Annotated in this window: 13 protein-coding genes; 6 read left to right on the forward strand and 7 right to left on the reverse strand. The window is 59.4% G+C overall.

What is annotated here, in order from left to right:
- Positions 1 to 52: 52 nt before the first annotated feature.
- Complete coding sequence (locus IE038_RS00645) at positions 53 to 436, reverse strand: glutamine synthetase (RefSeq protein ID WP_163933542.1); 384 nt, start codon at positions 434 to 436, stop codon at positions 53 to 55.
- A gap of 121 nt (positions 437 to 557) precedes the next feature.
- Between IE038_RS00645 and zigA the strand changes: the two genes are divergently transcribed.
- The 3 genes from zigA to IE038_RS00660 are packed head-to-tail and all read left to right on the forward strand — an operon-like array spanning position 558 to position 3,412.
- Entirely contained in the window at positions 558 to 1,766 is a 1,209-nt protein-coding gene (gene zigA / locus IE038_RS00650) for a zinc metallochaperone GTPase ZigA (RefSeq protein WP_189394947.1), read from the forward strand.
- On the forward strand, positions 1,766 to 2,401 hold the full coding sequence (locus IE038_RS00655; RefSeq protein WP_163933545.1) for a DUF1826 domain-containing protein: 636 nt from the start codon (positions 1,766 to 1,768) through the stop codon (positions 2,399 to 2,401). The genes zigA and IE038_RS00655 overlap by 1 nt, the downstream gene beginning before the upstream one ends.
- Before the next feature lie 42 nt (positions 2,402 to 2,443).
- Positions 2,444 to 3,412, forward strand: a complete 969-nt coding sequence (locus IE038_RS00660) for a CobW family GTP-binding protein (protein WP_189395027.1) — start codon at positions 2,444 to 2,446, stop codon at positions 3,410 to 3,412.
- Here the strand turns inward: IE038_RS00660 and IE038_RS00665 are convergent, their stop codons facing one another.
- The gene (locus IE038_RS00665) at positions 3,413 to 3,805 is read right to left on the reverse strand and encodes a DUF3301 domain-containing protein (protein WP_065758086.1); all 393 of its coding nucleotides are present in this window, start codon (positions 3,803 to 3,805) and stop codon (positions 3,413 to 3,415) included.
- Positions 3,806 to 3,921: 116 nt separating this feature from the next.
- Between IE038_RS00665 and pdxY the strand changes: the two genes are divergently transcribed.
- Entirely contained in the window at positions 3,922 to 4,794 is an 873-nt protein-coding gene (pdxY, locus tag IE038_RS00670) for a pyridoxal kinase PdxY (protein WP_163933547.1), read from the forward strand.
- Here pdxY and IE038_RS00675 read toward each other — a convergent pair.
- Positions 4,791 to 5,276 (reverse strand): acyl-CoA thioesterase, encoded by a 486-nt coding sequence (locus tag IE038_RS00675; protein WP_065758088.1) that lies wholly within the window; start codon positions 5,274 to 5,276, stop codon positions 4,791 to 4,793. The genes pdxY and IE038_RS00675 overlap by 4 nt on opposite strands.
- A gap of 316 nt (positions 5,277 to 5,592) precedes the next feature.
- Here IE038_RS00675 and IE038_RS00680 point away from each other — a divergent pair, with 316 nt between their 5' ends.
- A complete protein-coding gene (locus tag IE038_RS00680; protein WP_163933550.1) occupies positions 5,593 to 7,353 on the forward strand; it encodes a cation:proton antiporter in 1,761 nt (586 codons plus the stop codon).
- Between the two features lie 74 nt (positions 7,354 to 7,427).
- Here IE038_RS00680 and IE038_RS00685 read toward each other — a convergent pair whose 3' ends face one another.
- From IE038_RS00685 to uvrD, 4 genes are all read right to left on the reverse strand, one after another.
- Positions 7,428 to 7,835: an SMI1/KNR4 family protein gene (locus tag IE038_RS00685; RefSeq protein WP_163933553.1), complete on the reverse strand. Its 408-nt coding sequence runs from the start codon at positions 7,833 to 7,835 to the stop codon at positions 7,428 to 7,430.
- Positions 7,836 to 7,945: 110 nt separating this feature from the next.
- Positions 7,946 to 8,797, reverse strand: a complete 852-nt coding sequence (locus tag IE038_RS00690) for a Tim44 domain-containing protein (protein WP_189394948.1) — start codon at positions 8,795 to 8,797, stop codon at positions 7,946 to 7,948.
- A gap of 158 nt (positions 8,798 to 8,955) precedes the next feature.
- Entirely contained in the window at positions 8,956 to 9,396 is a 441-nt protein-coding gene (locus tag IE038_RS00695; protein WP_163933559.1) for an EamA family transporter, read from the reverse strand.
- A 27-nt stretch (positions 9,397 to 9,423) separates the two neighbouring features.
- Positions 9,424 to 11,607 (reverse strand): DNA helicase II, encoded by a 2,184-nt coding sequence (uvrD, locus tag IE038_RS00700; RefSeq protein ID WP_189394949.1) that lies wholly within the window; start codon positions 11,605 to 11,607, stop codon positions 9,424 to 9,426.
- A 236-nt stretch (positions 11,608 to 11,843) separates the two neighbouring features.
- Between uvrD and IE038_RS00705 the strand changes: the two genes are divergently transcribed.
- A complete protein-coding gene (locus IE038_RS00705) occupies positions 11,844 to 14,714 on the forward strand; it encodes an EAL domain-containing protein (RefSeq protein WP_189394950.1) in 2,871 nt (956 codons plus the stop codon).
- Positions 14,715 to 14,836 lie beyond the last annotated feature (122 nt).

Genomic DNA, 14,836 nt, shown 5'->3' on the forward strand with positions numbered 1-14,836 from the left:
AAAAGTGCATTGTTATATTATAACAATGCTTATATCCACAAGGCTGCTAGGATTACTGGCAACCGCCTACCCGACTGCAGCGCACACCAAAGCGCTGTCCGCTGGAACTTGATACGCGATTGATCGTGGTCCAACCGACTCGACGGCTGTAGCCAACCCAGGCTTCACCATCACTGGCCAGCCCGGTAAAGAAGGTCAGTTGACCGTAGCGGTTGCTGGTCTGTGCCCAGCGACGTTTGCCCTCTATCTCGTATCCGCGCAAATACACGGCGCTGCCGTTGGTTTGCACACTGTAGTAGTTGCCCACGAGATCCTTGCAGGCCAGCAGGTTTGCACTGCGCGTGCAGTGCGCCAACGTGTCGCTGGGCAGTGCCTGCGCGAGAGCCTGCGGGGCGAGTGCAACAAGACAAACAAGCCAAGCCCACGGTTGATTCATTAAGACTTCCTTGAGGTGGTTAGCGGTCGTGTACTTGCGAAGCAGCTTGGAATACGTGCATCGTTATAATATAACATGACGTAAAGCATCTATCGAATGCTGCCCCGATGAGGACCTCACCATGCCCGACCGTCTCCCCGTTACTGTGCTCTCCGGCTTTCTTGGCGCGGGCAAGAGCACGCTGCTCAACCATGTGCTGCAAAATCGCGAGAACCTTCGGGTGGCAGTGATCGTCAACGATATGAGTGAGATCAACATCGATGCCAGCGAGGTGCAACGCAATGTCAGCTTGAACCGAGCCGAGGAAAAGCTGGTCGAGATGAGCAACGGTTGCATCTGCTGCACCCTGCGTGAAGACCTGCTTGAGGAAGTCGGGCGACTGGCTCGAGAAGGCCGCTTCGACTACCTGCTGATTGAGTCGACCGGCATTTCAGAACCGCTCCCCGTGGCTGAAACCTTTACCTTCCGTGATGACCAAGGCCGTAGCCTGGCCGATCAGGCGCGGCTCGATACCATGGTCACGGTAGTCGATGGTTTGAATTTCCTGAGTGACTATCAGGCCGCGGAAAGCTTGGCGAGTCGTGGCGAAACCCTTGGCGAGGAGGATGAGCGTTCGATCAGTGACCTGTTGATCGAACAGGTGGAGTTCGCTGATGTGATTCTGGTCAGCAAGATCGATCTGGTCGGTAGCCACAGCCGTGACGAGTTAATGGCAATCCTGCGTAGCCTTAACGCTCACGCGCAGATTGTTCCGATGGTTATGGGACAGGTGCCGCTGAAGCAGATCCTCAACACCGGCTTGTTCGACTTCGACAAGGCCGCGCAGGCGCCCGGTTGGCTTCAGGAGCTGCGCGGCACCCATGTGCCAGAAACCGAGGAATACGGTATTGCCTCATGGGCCTGGCAGGCCCGGCGTCCGTTGCATCCGCAGCGCTTTTTCGACTTTATCCACAGCCCCTGGATGAATGGGCGGCTGCTACGTTCCAAGGGCTTTTTCTGGCTGGCCAGCAAACTGAGTGATGCCGGTAGCTGGTCTCAGGCAGGTGGTATGGTTCGACACGGATTCGCCGGTCGTTGGTGGCGCTTTGTACCTCGCGAGCATTGGCCGCAGGATCAGGACAGTCAGGCGGCAATCCTCAAGCATTGGAACAGCGCGTGCGGTGATTGCCGGCAAGAACTGGTATTCATCGGCCAGCATATTGATTTCGCCAGGCTCGACGCTGAACTGGCGGCCTGTTTGTTGAGTGACACCGAAATGGCGCAGGGTGAAGAGGTCTGGAGCCAGCTACCGGATCCGTTTGGCTCATGGTACGAAGAGGAAGCCGCCTGATGCTGGCCATGAAGCCTCGTAACACGCCGCGCCAGGTACTCGGCGAATCACCTCAGGTACTGGCTGAAGCCCTGCAGGACGGGGTCAATCTGGCCGCTTGGGAGCGGCAGTTGCCTGTACAGGTCGCCGATTTTGCCAGCCTGTTGTTGTCGTTGAACCAGCCATTGGCAGAGTCGTTCACCTTGGAGTTGGGTGACGACGGGCAACTGCCGGTATTGCCCACATTGGCCCGAGGTTATGCCGATCTGGCGGGCTATGATGGCTTCGTCGCCGATGTGGCCTGGTTGGTCAGTGCTTATGCCTGCCTGCTGGATGCGCGTCGGGTTGGGGTGCGTCTCACGGTACTGGATAACGCCATGTGCCCGCGTTGGCATGTCGATCACGTGCCCCTGCGATTGCTCACGACCTATGCCGGCCCTGGCAGCGAATGGCTGGAAGAGGCTGTGGATAAACGAGTCCAGCCGCTACCGGCAGAGGTTGAACCTTCGCGGGTACGCCAGTTGGCCTGCGGTGCTGTCGCCTTGCTAAAAGGGGAGAAGTGGCTGGGTAATGAAGGCAGCGGGCTTATCCACAGGTCGCCAGCATTGGCCAACGGTGAGCGTCGCTTGATCCTTAGCCTTGACTGGATGGCCTGACTCCAGCGCATAGTGTGCGATCTACCAGGCCTGTTGATGACGATGCTACAGAACATACCTACCCACGTGATTGCCGGGCCCTTGGGTGCCGGCAAGACCAGTCTGATTCGCCACTTGATGGCTCACCGTCCAGCCTCTGAGCGCTGGGCGGTGTTGATCAATGAGTTCGGCCAGATCGGCCTGGATGCGGCGCTGCTCAGTACTGCAGATGACGGCATTGCCATGGGCGAGGTGGCTGGAGGCTGCCTGTGTTGTGTAAACGGTGCACCGTTCCAGGTTGGTCTGGGCCGGTTGTTGCGCAAATCCAGGCCAGACCGCTTGTTTATCGAGCCCTCAGGGCTTGGTCATCCGGCGCAGCTCCTGGCGCAACTGCGCCAGCCGCCATGGCAGGGTGTGCTGGATGTGCAGCCCTTGGTGATGGTGCTGGATGCCCAGGTGTTGGCCGCCGGTCAGTCGTTAGCGGACAGTCAGCAAGCCGCATTGGTTGATGCGGGATTGTTGGTGCTGAACAAAGCCGAGGCTGTGGATAGTGAAAAACGGGTGTGGATAACCTCCCGATTACCCGCCGTGCGGTGTTATTGGACGGAGCAGGGTCGGTTACCTCTGGATGAGTTGCCGAAGCAGTCCACCGCACTTGTGGATAAGCCGGCTGTGGATAATTCTGCGTTGCCTGACGGTGTCGCGCCACTCGGCGCTCTGTGGACAAGTCCATCCGAGCCGATCTGCCTGCACCATCAATCAACTGACGGCTGGAGTATCGGCTGGCGCTGGCACCCGAGTCAGTTGCTCGATGCGCAGCGCATAGAGGCGTTTCTTGCGGGGCTGGCATGGCGTCGCGCCAAACTGGTTATCCACAGCCCGGAAGGTTGGCAGTCCGCTAATGCGTTGGAGGGTAAAGCCCTGGCCTGGCAATCGAGCAACTGGCGGCGTGATTCACGTATCGAGTTGATCTTTGCTCAGGCCCAGGATGCCGAAGCGCTGCAACAAGGCATGGCGGCATGCCAGTGTTGATCAGTTGTGCCAGCGGTTGTGCTCCTGGCGCCACTGCTTCATCTCAATCACATTGTCATGGTGTTGCACTGGCTTGATCTCGAATGGGTAGGGCGCCAGCTCGATTTGCATGGCGTGTGCGCCGAACTGAGTGATCGTGCCGGGGTGGCGCTGCTCACCGGTTACCGTGAATTCAAAGTTATACACACGGGCCAGACGCTTTCTGCCATTGGCATCACGGATAAACGCGATACGTTTGAGCGCGACGTTGCCGTCGAGCAGTTCCAGGTCGAGCTTGGCGCAATGCTGTTTGACCCTTTCCAGCGCTTTTTCACGCAGCCCGTGGTTATGCCAAAGCCAAGCACCGACGGTAGCCAGCAGCATCAGAACGGAGAGATTTTCGAGGGTCAACATTACATAGGCTCCAACGAGATGTACTCAGCTTAACCGCCTCCCAGCGCTGTCGTACAGGTAGTATTTAGCGCCATACTGCGCGCCTTGTCTCCCTCACAACGCATCGGAAGCCTTGCATGAAACGTACGCCACACCTGCTTGCTATCCAGTCTCATGTGGTTTTCGGTCACGCCGGCAACAGTGCTGCGGTTTTCCCCATGCAGCGCGTCGGGGTCAACGTCTGGCCACTCAATACCGTACAGTTTTCCAACCACACACAGTATGGCCAGTGGACTGGGGAAGTGCTTGCGCCAGCGCAAATTCCTGCACTGGTGAACGGAATCGCGACGATCGGTGAATTGGGCAATTGCGATGCGGTGCTGTCCGGTTACCTCGGCAGTGCGGCCCAAGGTCGCGCGATTCTTGCGGTTGTTGCACAGATCAAGGCTGCAAACCCGGCAGCGCTGTACCTGTGTGATCCGGTGATGGGGCACGCGGAAAAAGGTTGCATCGTGCCGGAAGAAGTCAGTGACTTCCTACGAGAAGAGGCCCTGGCGGCGGCCGATGTGTTGTGTCCGAATCAGCTTGAACTGGACAGCTTTTGCGGTCGTCGCGCGGAGTCGCTCGACGATTGCGTCGCGATGGCACGCTCACTGCTGAGCCGTGGGCCGAAGGCGGTACTGGTCAAGCACCTGGCCTATCCTGACCGGCACGCCAATGACTTTGAGATGTTGCTGGTGACCGCCGAAGGCAGCTGGCACCTGCGTCGTCCGCTACTGGCCTTTCCGCGCCAGCCAGTGGGTGTGGGTGACCTCACTGCTGGGTTGTTCCTGGCCCGACTGCTGCTGGGCGACAGTTGGGTGGCGGCGTTCGAGTACAGCGCCGCAGCCGTGCATGAAGTACTGCTGGAAACCCAGGCCTGCGGCAGCTATGAACTGGAGCTGGTGCGGGCCCAGGATCGTATTGTGCATCCACGGCTGCGTTTTGAGGCGCAGCGCCTGGCGTTTTAAAGGGCGTCGGCCTTGAGCTCCTGGTAACGCTTTTCCAGCTCCTGGCGAATCAAGCGGCGCTGCTTTCCTTGCAGGAAACGGCGCTTTTCTTCGCTGGTTTCTGGCTGACGTGGCGGTACAGGCACGGGCTTGCGGTCGTCGTCGACGGCGACCATGGTGAAGAAGCAGCTATTACTGTGGCGTACTGAGCGCTCGCGGATGTTCTCAGTGACCACTTTGATGCCCACCTCCATGGAGGTCGTGCCGGTGTAGTTGACCGAGGCCAAGAACGTCACCAATTCGCCGACATGCACCGGCTCGCGGAAAATCACCTGATCAACCGAGAGTGTCACCACATAGCGGCCAGCGTAGCGGCTGGCACAGGCATAGGCGACTTCATCGAGGTACTTGAGCAGGGTGCCGCCGTGTACGTTGCCAGAAAAATTGGCCTTGTCCGGAGTCATCAGGACGGTCATCGATAGCTGGGCGTTTCCAGGTTCCATAGTGTGCTCACGGTGAGGTTGCGCTGAGTGGGGGGCGCCTGAACGGACGCTTCTTTCCCCGTTACGATTCCCATCATAAAAACGGGACGCTGGCAGGCTCCTTGCCGTCACGCGTTTCAGGTCATTTGGTCGGGCAAACCTGTCGATCTGTTTCTACATATTGCATCGCCAGCCTCATGCAGTGGCGGGTGTTAACCTCAGTTAGCCCATGCAAGGTGGGTTATTCCTACATATAGAGCATAAAACAGTTGCCGCTCAATCAGATCACTCTGATGGGGCTGGGTTGTTTTTCGGACGTATTCAGGAGGTATCCGCCATGCATGCCATCAGCTTTATTCAGGATCTGGCGGTGATCATGCTGGTCGCCGGGGTCGTTACTGTGCTTTTTCATCGACTCAAGCAGCCGGTGGTCCTGGGTTACATCGTTGCTGGATTCATCATCGGTCCTTACACCCCGCCGTTCGGGTTGATTCACGACGAAGACACGATCAAGACACTGGCCGAGCTTGGGGTGATTTTCCTGATGTTCTGTCTGGGCCTGGAGTTCAGCCTGCGCAAGCTGTTCAAGGTCGGAGCAACAGCCTTTATCGCCGCATTCCTGGAAATCGTCCTGATGATCTGGATCGGTTTTGAGATCGGCCGCTGGTTTGGCTGGAGCACCATGGATTCGTTGTTCCTCGGCGCGATCCTGGCGATCTCCTCGACCACGATCATTGTGAAGGCGCTCAATGACCTGAAGATGAAGAACGAGCATTTCGCCCAGTTGATTTTTGGTGTGCTGATTGTCGAGGACATCCTGGGCATCGGCATTATTGCCTTGCTGTCGGGTATCGCCGTCAGCGGCACAGTCAGCTCCGGCGAAGTGTTTTCCACGGTCGGCAAGTTGTCGCTGTTCATGATTGTGGCGTTGGTTGTCGGCATTCTCCTGGTGCCGCGGGTGTTGGCCTATGTGGCGCGCTTTGAAAGCAACGAGATGCTGCTGATTACAGTGCTGGGGCTGTGTTTCGGGTTTTGCCTGCTGGTGGTCAAGCTTGAGTACAGCATGGTGCTGGGGGCATTCCTGATAGGCGCGATCATCGCCGAGTCGCGGCAGTTATTGAAAATAGAACGCTTGATCGAGCCAGTTCGCGACTTGTTCAGCGCCATTTTTTTCGTTGCCATCGGCATGATGATCGATCCCGGTGTATTGCTTGAGTATGCCTGGCCGATTGCGGTGATTACCGTTGCAGTGGTACTGGGCAAGATGCTTTCTTGCGGCATGGGCGCGTTTATTGCGGGCAACGATGGGCGTACGTCCTTGCGCGTGGGCATGGGCTTGTCGCAGATCGGAGAGTTTTCTTTCATCATCGCGGCCTTGGGGATCACCCTGCAGGTCACCAGTGACTTCCTCTACCCGGTCGCGGTGGCCGTGTCGGCAATTACCACGCTGTTGACGCCATATTTGATTCGCAGTGCAGATCCGTTGTCACAGAGGCTGGCCGAGGTCATGCCGAAGCGTCTGGGCCGAGTACTGTCGCTATACGGTGAGTGGTTGCGCAGTATCCAGCCACACGGCGAGGGTGCGATGCTGGCTGCCATGATCAGGCGGATCCTGTTGCAGGTCGGGGTCAATCTGGCCCTGGTGGCTGCGATTTTCTTCAGTGGCGGTTACTTCGCGCAGCGCATCAGCGCCTGGTTGAGCGGCTGGATCAGTGATGCAGGCCAACACAAGGCCTTGATCTGGGGGGCCGCCCTGCTGCTGTCGTTGCCGTTCCTGATCGCGGCCTATCGCAAGCTCAAGGCGCTCTCGATGCTGTTGGCAGAAATGGGCGTGAAGCCGGAGATGGCAGGGCGTCATACCCAGCGTGTTCGACGGGTAATCGCCGAGGTGATTCCGCTGTTGTCGCTGCTGGTGATCTTCCTGCTGCTGTCGGCCCTGTCAGCCAGCATTCTGCCGACCAGCGAATTGCTGCTGGTGATCGCGGTGGTCGCTGCCGGGGTGGTCGGATTGCTTTGGCGCTGGTTCATCCGGGTGCATACGCGGATGCAGGTCGCTTTGCTCGAAACCCTTGAACATCATGATGGCCATCACCGTTAGGGTACGGTGATGGCGTTGCCTGTGCAGGTCAAACGAATGTCCGAGGACCGTTGCTGCATCCGGCGATGTTCAGGTCAGCTTTCCAGCCAGATATCCCGGGCCCAGTGCCAGACCGATTCCCAGCTTTCCTCGGTGACGAGTTCTTCTTCGCCCGACCATAGCACCACGGTGCCGTCTTCTTCGACACAGTAGTAATCATCGCCGTCCTGACAGAGGGGGATCAGGTCGCGCGGCACACCGGCATCCCAGGCATTGGCGGCGACTTCTGGCAGGTAGGTGTGCGATTGTGGATCAGTTGCGGTCACCGGTTCGAGGCTGCCATACACGACATCACTGACGGTCAGCAGGAACTCTTTGAAGACGAAGGGGATGTTGATGAACAACTGCTCCTCGATCTCAACCAGTTGATCCTCATCGGGCAACTCTAGTGGAACCGGCACGGGTTCATTGGCTTCACGGAGTTGTTCAATCACTTCTTCCACGGCTTTATCCTCTTACCTTGATGACACGCTGCGCGTTATACCCTAGTAGCGCGATCTGGCAAAAGCAAAACCCCGGGACAGGCCCGGGGTTTTTTGTGCAATGCCTGAAATCAGCCGTTCTGGCGGATCCCGGCGACCAGCCAAGGCTGGTTTTCGCCTTGGGCGCGCTCCATGTTCCAGCTTTCGCTGAACACTTCACCCTGGTCGAAACGCGAGGTTTTCGACACGCCACTGAAGGTCAGGGTCGCGATGGTCTTGTCTGCGCGATCATCGACGCCTTCCAGTTGCACGTTCAGGTCATCGATGTAGGTGGACTGGAAACCATCGCCCAAGGCCGCACGTTCCTGTTTCAGGAACTGCAGCATTTGTGGCGTGACGAACTCGGCGATCTTGTCCATCTCGTTGGCGTCCCAGTGCTGCTGCAGCGACTGGAAGTGGTTGCGTGCCGCAGCCAGGAAGCTCTGCTCGTTGAACCAGGCTGGTGCGTTGATCACTGGGCGGGCAGACGCGGCTGGCGCACCTCCGAAGACCTGTGGCTGTGCCGGTTGCTCGTGGGCCTCACGCTGGAATGGTGCGTGACCTGCTGGCGCCATCTGTGGCTGCTGTTGCTTGCGACGACGGGCGGCAATGAAGCGGAACGCCAGGAAGGCGATCAGCGCCATGATGATGATGTCGAGGAACTGCATCCCCTGGAAGCCATCACCCATGAACATCGAGGCCAGCAGGCCACCGGCGGCGATACCGGCCAATGGACCGAGCCAGCGCGAGGCACCGCTGGCAGCGGCAGGTGCACGACCTGGCATTGCCGGTGCGGCAGCCGGAGTGGATGGGGTGGCCTGGCGGGTTTGATGGGTCGGTGCTGCGCCCGAGCTCTTGCCGCCGCCGAAGCGTTTGGCATTGGCGTCGAGGCTCATCGTCAGGCCAATGCACAGCGCTAGAGCGATGCTAAGAAAACGTTGCATAGTATGGGAATTCCCGTTTTGTGGATTGCACGCGCGTCATGGTGCACAGGTTGTAGGCTGCATGACCAGCACCATAATGTTTCCAGCTTTTGCTTGATTATGCCCTCATGCCTGGCTCTGGCCTGTTACACAATTGGCTAACATCTCGACACGTGTGGCTATCGACGGTAGGCCAGCAGGATCACGCCGGCACTGATCAGGCTGATGCCTGCCCATTGACGCCAGTCGAGTCTCTCGCCCAACAGGGTGACACCCAGCACGGCCACCAGTACCACGCTGAGTTTGTCCACCGGAGCCACCAGCGAGGCCTGGCCTAACTGCAGGGCGCGGAAGTAGCAGATCCACGACGCCCCGGTAGCCAGCCCGGAAAGGATGAGGAACAGGTAGCTGCGGCCGGAAATAGAGCCGAGGGACTGATACTGCCCGGTTGCATAGAGAATCAGTGCAAGGCTGATCAGTACTACCACGGTACGCAGCAGGGTGGCGAAATCCGAATTGATGCCGCTGATTCCGATTTTCGCGAAGATGGCCGTCAGGGCGGCGAATGCCGCCGACAGCAAGGCCCAGAACGTCCATGAGGAAAAGAAGCCCGAGCCCATTGCGTTACCTTCGTTCAGACACTCGACTTAGATTGCTTCCAGCTTGGCATAACCAAGCATCAGCCACTTGCTGCCTTCGGCGAAGTTGACCTGCACCCGTGCCTGCGCGCCGGCGCCTTCGAAGTTCAGGATCACGCCTTCGCCAAACACGGCGTGCTGCACCCGCTGGCCAAGGTTGAAGGCCGTTTGCGGGATGCTCGCGCTACCGAACAGGCTGCTCGAGTTCTGCTTCTGGCCCGAGCCGAACGGGCGGCTGACGCTGTTGGACAAGCGCACTTCCTGGATCAGCCCGGCCGGAATTTCGCGTACGAAACGTGACACCTTGTTGTAGGTTTCACTGCCATACAGGCGGCGGGTTTCTGCGTAGGTCATGACCAGTTGCTGCATGGCACGGGTAATGCCGACATAGGCCAGACGGCGTTCCTCTTCGAGACGTCCTGGCTCCTCCAGGCTCATCTTGTGCGGGAACAGGCCTTCTTCCATGCCCACCAGGAACACGTAGGGGAATTCCAGGCCCTTGGCGCTGTGCAGGGTCATCAACTGGATGCTGTCTTCATGCTCATCGGCCTGGGCTTCACCGGCTTCCAGCGAGGCATGGCCGAGGAATGCCGAAAGCGGCGAGAGGTCTTCGTCGTCTTCGCTGGTTTCAAAGTTGCGCGCTGCGCTGACCAGTTCCTCAAGGTTTTCTACCCGTGCCTGGCCTTTCTCACCTTTTTCTTCCTGGTGATAGACGATCAGCCCGGATTGCTCGATCACCGTCTGAGTCATCAGGTGCAGCGGCATTTCCAGCACCTTGGCCGCCAGGTTCTCGATCAGTTCGATAAAGGCGCTCAGCGCGCTGGCTGCGCGGCCCTTGAGGCCCTTGTTGGCGATCAACAGGGTCACGGCTTCCCACATCGAGACCTGGGCATGGCGAGCATGCTCACGAATGGCTTCGACGGTTTTCTCACCGATGCCACGGGGTGGCACATTGATTACCCGTTCCAGTGCCGCATCGTTGCCACGGCCTTCGAGCAGTCGCAAGTACGCCATGGCGTTCTTGATCTCGGCGCGCTCGAAGAAGCGTTGACCGCCGTAGATACGATAGGGAATGCGCTCGCGCAGCAGGGCTTCTTCGAGCACCCGCGACTGGGCGTTGGAGCGGTAAAGGATGGCGATATCGTTACGCGCCGCACCGGTCTTGAGCACGCTTTCAATGGTTTCCACCACGTAGCGTGCTTCGTCGTGTTCGTTGAAGGCGGCGTACAGGCTCAGCGGCTCACCATCGCCACCGTCGGTCCACAGCTCTTTGCCCAGGCGCCCGCTGTTATTGGCGATCAGGGCGTTCGCGGCTTTGAGGATCCCGGCGGTGGAGCGGTAGTTCTGCTCCAGGCGGATCAATTCGGCGTCCGGGAAGTCGCTGGTGTACTGGTGGATATTCTCGATCTTGGCGCCGCGCCAGCCGTAAATGGACTGATCGTCGTCACCGACCACCATCAGGCTGTCGCCACCCTTGGCCAGTAGTCTCAGCCAGGCATACTGCACGGCGTTGGTGTCCTGGAACTCGTCCACCAGCAGGTGGCGGAAGCGGCGCTGGTAATGCTCCAGCAGGCCGGGGTGGTCGCGCCAGAGGTCCAGGGCGCGCAGCAGCAGTTCAGAGAAGTCGATGACGCCGGCGCGCTGGCAGGCCGCCTCGTAGGCTTCATAGATGCTGCGCATGGTGCCCAGGAACAGGTCGCCGCTGGCTTGAATATGCTGTGGGCGCAGGCCTTCGTCTTTCTGGCCATTGATGAACCACTGCGCCTGACGTGCAGGCCAGCGCTGTTCATCCAGGCCCAGTTCGCGGATCACGCGCTTGACCAGGCGTTGCTGATCGTCGCTGTCGAGAATCTGGAAATTCTGGTTCAGCCCGGCCTCTTGCCAGTGCGCCCGTAACAGGCGATGGGCCAGGCCGTGGAAGGTGCCCACCCACATGCCTGCCGGGTTGATACCCATCAGTTGTTCGATACGCTGGCGCATTTCGGCGGCAGCCTTGTTGGTGAAGGTCACCGACAGGATCGAATGCGGTGAGGCCTGCTCAACCTGGATCAACCAGGCGATGCGATGCACCAGCACACGGGTTTTACCGGAGCCGGCACCGGCCAGGACCAACTGACGGCCAACCGGGGCCGCTACGGCCTGACGTTGGGCATCGTTGAGGGAGTTCAACAGGAGAGAGAGATCATCGCGCATCCGGCCATTCTAGGGGGCAGGGGAGTCAGGGGCAAACCTGGCGTAGAAAATCCGTCGGGGTGACGATCCGCGGGTGATTGCGTACAGGCCTTGGCCCGCGGGCTTGAGCGGTCGCCATGGTGATGGCACCTGCACCCGGTTGGCGAATATTTATCGCGCAGAGCAGTTTGGTAGTGGTCGATGCTTGTGTATGCTCCGTGCCACGTTTAAGGCTCACCATTACAAGAATACTGCCTATGACCCTCGGTTCAGGCTCCGCGAGCGTCCCTCAGGAGGCACGTCGGAGCATTCGAAAGCAATTTGCCACTCAGTTGGCCGTTGAGCGCACCCGCTTGTTGTATCAGGGATCGCTGCTGCCAACGCTGTTCATGCTGCTTAACGGCCTGGTCTGTGCCTGGTTGCTCTGGAGCCCGCAGCGCTACGTTCAGATCAGTGTCTGGATGGTCTGGTTGATGGCGCTGGTTGCCTTGCGGGTGATCCAGGTCGCGGCATTTGACGTGGCCATGCCAGAGCGCCAGGCACAACCGACCTGGTGGCGCATGTTCCTACTGGGTTCGGCGTTCAGTGGATTGACCCTGGCCAGCGCAGCGATCGCTCTGGTGCCTACGGATAACTTCGTGCAGCAAGCCTGGGTTTTTGGCCTGCTGGGTGCGGCGACACTGTCTGCCAGCATTGCCTATGCGGTTAGCCTGCCCGCCTTTCTTAGCTTCACCTTGCCGTGCTTGCTGCCGCCGATCATTTACCTGTTCTGGACCGGTGCCGACGAACACCTCGGCTGGGGCTGGCTGGGGCTCATTCTACTGGGGGCTTTGCTGGTGGTGGCCTGGCAGGTCAACCGCCTGATAGAGAGCGGGCTGTTGCGCCGCTTTCAGAATCAGGCGCTGATTGAACACCTGCAGGCTGCGCAAAGCCGTAGCGAGCAGCTCAATCAGGCCCTGGCCAGTGAGGTCGAGCGGCGGCGGCTGATCGAAGATCAGTTGCGTCAGGCCCAGGCGGGCCTTGAGTCGAGGGTGGCGCAGCGCAGCCAGCAACTGGACGCTGCGAATCAGGCGCTGAGCAAGAGCGAGCAGCGTCTGGCCTTGGCGCTGGACGCCAGTGAGCTGGGCTTATGGGACTGGAACCTGCAAAGTGATGAGGTTCACCACACCCAGCTTCGCGAGTTGTTCGGCCTCGATCCAGAGGAGGTCAAGGCGATGCTGGCGCACCTCAAGCCGCGTTTGCACCCTGATGACCTGCCGTTGCTCAAGCGCACACTGGTCGAGCACTTGAAGGGGCGTACCGAGGATTACCGCATCGAATACCGAGTGCGCCATAGCCAAGGCCACTGGTGCTGGGTCGAGGACCGCGGTCGAGCGGTCGAGCGCGATGCCGAAGGGCGTGTCGTACGTATGCTGGGCACGCGGCGCGACATCAGTGCGAACAGGGCTCAGGAAGAGCAGCAGCGCTTGGCGGCCACCGTGTTTGAGGCTGCCAGTGAGGGTATCGCCATTCTGGATCCCGATTACGTGCTGTTGGCCGTCAATCAGGCGTTCTGTCGGATGACCGGCTACGACCGCGAGGAACTGCTGGCGCGGAACGTGCTGGAGTTGCCCTGCAGCCGTGACGCACGGCGGCACCTGGCGGCGATAGACCAGGCGCTGGAGCAGCATGGAGGGTGGCAAGGCGAACTGGTAGAGGCGCGCAAGAGTGGCGAGCTCTATCCCCAATGGCTTCAGCTCAATGGTGTGCGGGATTCACAGGGCACTATCAGCAGTATTGTTGGCTTTTTCAGTGATCTCTCGGCACGTCGCGAGTCAGAAGAGCGTTTGCGCTATCTGGCGCACTACGACGAACTCACCGGCCTGGCCAATCGGGCATTGTTCCGCCTGCGCCTGTATGAAGCCGGTCAGCGCCTGCCGTTGAGTGGACGTAGCCTGGCCTTGCTGCATATCGATCTCGACCGCTTCAAGTTGCTGAATGAGAGCCTGGGGCATGAGATCGCCGATCAACTGCTGGCCCAGATGGCGCGGCGAATCAACAATGCGCTGCCTGAAGCCGACACCGTGGCGCGGCTTTCCGGGGACGAGTTTGCCGTGCTGTTCGACGGCTACACCAACCTGTCGAGCCTGGTGCGGGTGACCACGCGTCTGCTCGACAAACTGCGGGCACCACTGCGGGTTGCGGGTCATGAACTGGTGATCAGCGCGTCGGTCGGTATCAGCTTGCTCTCCGATACCAGCCGAGACGTCAGCATATTGGTCAGCCAAGCGAACATGGCGATGCAGCATGCCAAGCATCTGGGCGGAGACAACTTCCAGTTTTACACCGAAAGCCTGCAGGCCAGCACGCTGGAGCGCCTGCAATTGGAGAACCAGTTGCGCAGGGCGATCGAGGAGCGCCAACTGGAGGTCTACTACCAACCGAAACTGTGCCTGGCCACAGGGCGGCTGATGGCGGCCGAAGCCTTGGTGCGCTGGCGTCATCCGCAATGGGGCATGGTGCCACCGAGTGAGTTTATCGGGCTGGCCGAAGAAACCGGGCTGATCGCACCGATGGGTGAGTTCGTCTTGCGTCAGGCGTGTTGGCAGGCCTGCGAATGGCAGCGCCAGGGTTTGGCGCCGATACGCGTCTCGGTAAACCTGTCGGTTCATCAGTTACGCCAGGGCAAGTTGGTCAGCCTGGTGCGCCAAGTGCTGGATGAAAGCGGGTTGGAGCCCCATCTACTGGAGTTGGAACTGACCGAAAGCCAACTGCTTGACAGTGTCGAGCACATTATCGCGACGTTCCGTCAGTTGCACGAACTGGGCGTGAAGCTGGCAATCGACGATTTTGGGACGGGTTACTCGTCCCTGAGCTACCTCAAGCGATTCCCGGTGGATTACGTCAAAATCGATCAAACCTTTGTTCGTGGTCTGTCCGAAGGCAGTCAGGATGCAGCGATCACCCGGGCAATCATCGTCATGGCCCATAGTCTGGCGCTCAAGGTCGTGGCCGAGGGCGTGGAAACCCAGGAGCAGTTGGCCTTCCTGCGCGAACAGGGCTGCGATGAGGTGCAGGGCTACCTGATCAGTCGTCCGGTGGAAGCGGTCAGCCTGGCGGATTTGCTGTCTAGACCCCAGGTGTGGTGAAGCCGTGGTGCGACCGAATACTCGGGGCAGAAAAAGCCTGCCTGACATTGCGGGTGCCAGGCAGGCAAGGGTGTATGCGTTCGCGCTCAGCCAGGCGCTGGATGCCAGTATCGAATGAAGCA

Origin of the sequence: Pseudomonas laurentiana (assembly GCF_014648275.1) — a bacterium.
GTDB lineage: Bacteria > Pseudomonadota > Gammaproteobacteria > Pseudomonadales > Pseudomonadaceae > Aquipseudomonas > Aquipseudomonas laurentiana.

Coding starts and splice junctions, on each gene's coding strand:
- IE038_RS00645 (WP_163933542.1), bottom strand. CDS start 436: ATGAATCAACCGTGGGCTTGGCTTGTTTGTCTTGTTGCACTCGCCCCG.
- zigA (WP_189394947.1), top strand. CDS start 558: ATGCCCGACCGTCTCCCCGTTACTGTGCTCTCCGGCTTTCTTGGCGCG.
- IE038_RS00655 (WP_163933545.1), top strand. CDS start 1,766: ATGCTGGCCATGAAGCCTCGTAACACGCCGCGCCAGGTACTCGGCGAA.
- IE038_RS00660 (WP_189395027.1), top strand. CDS start 2,444: ATGCTACAGAACATACCTACCCACGTGATTGCCGGGCCCTTGGGTGCC.
- IE038_RS00665 (WP_065758086.1), bottom strand. CDS start 3,805: ATGTTGACCCTCGAAAATCTCTCCGTTCTGATGCTGCTGGCTACCGTC.
- pdxY (WP_163933547.1), top strand. CDS start 3,922: ATGAAACGTACGCCACACCTGCTTGCTATCCAGTCTCATGTGGTTTTC.
- IE038_RS00675 (WP_065758088.1), bottom strand. CDS start 5,276: ATGGAACCTGGAAACGCCCAGCTATCGATGACCGTCCTGATGACTCCG.
- IE038_RS00680 (WP_163933550.1), top strand. CDS start 5,593: ATGCATGCCATCAGCTTTATTCAGGATCTGGCGGTGATCATGCTGGTC.
- IE038_RS00690 (WP_189394948.1), bottom strand. CDS start 8,797: ATGCAACGTTTTCTTAGCATCGCTCTAGCGCTGTGCATTGGCCTGACG.
- IE038_RS00695 (WP_163933559.1), bottom strand. CDS start 9,396: ATGGGCTCGGGCTTCTTTTCCTCATGGACGTTCTGGGCCTTGCTGTCG.
- uvrD (WP_189394949.1), bottom strand. CDS start 11,607: ATGCGCGATGATCTCTCTCTCCTGTTGAACTCCCTCAACGATGCCCAA.
- IE038_RS00705 (WP_189394950.1), top strand. CDS start 11,844: ATGACCCTCGGTTCAGGCTCCGCGAGCGTCCCTCAGGAGGCACGTCGG.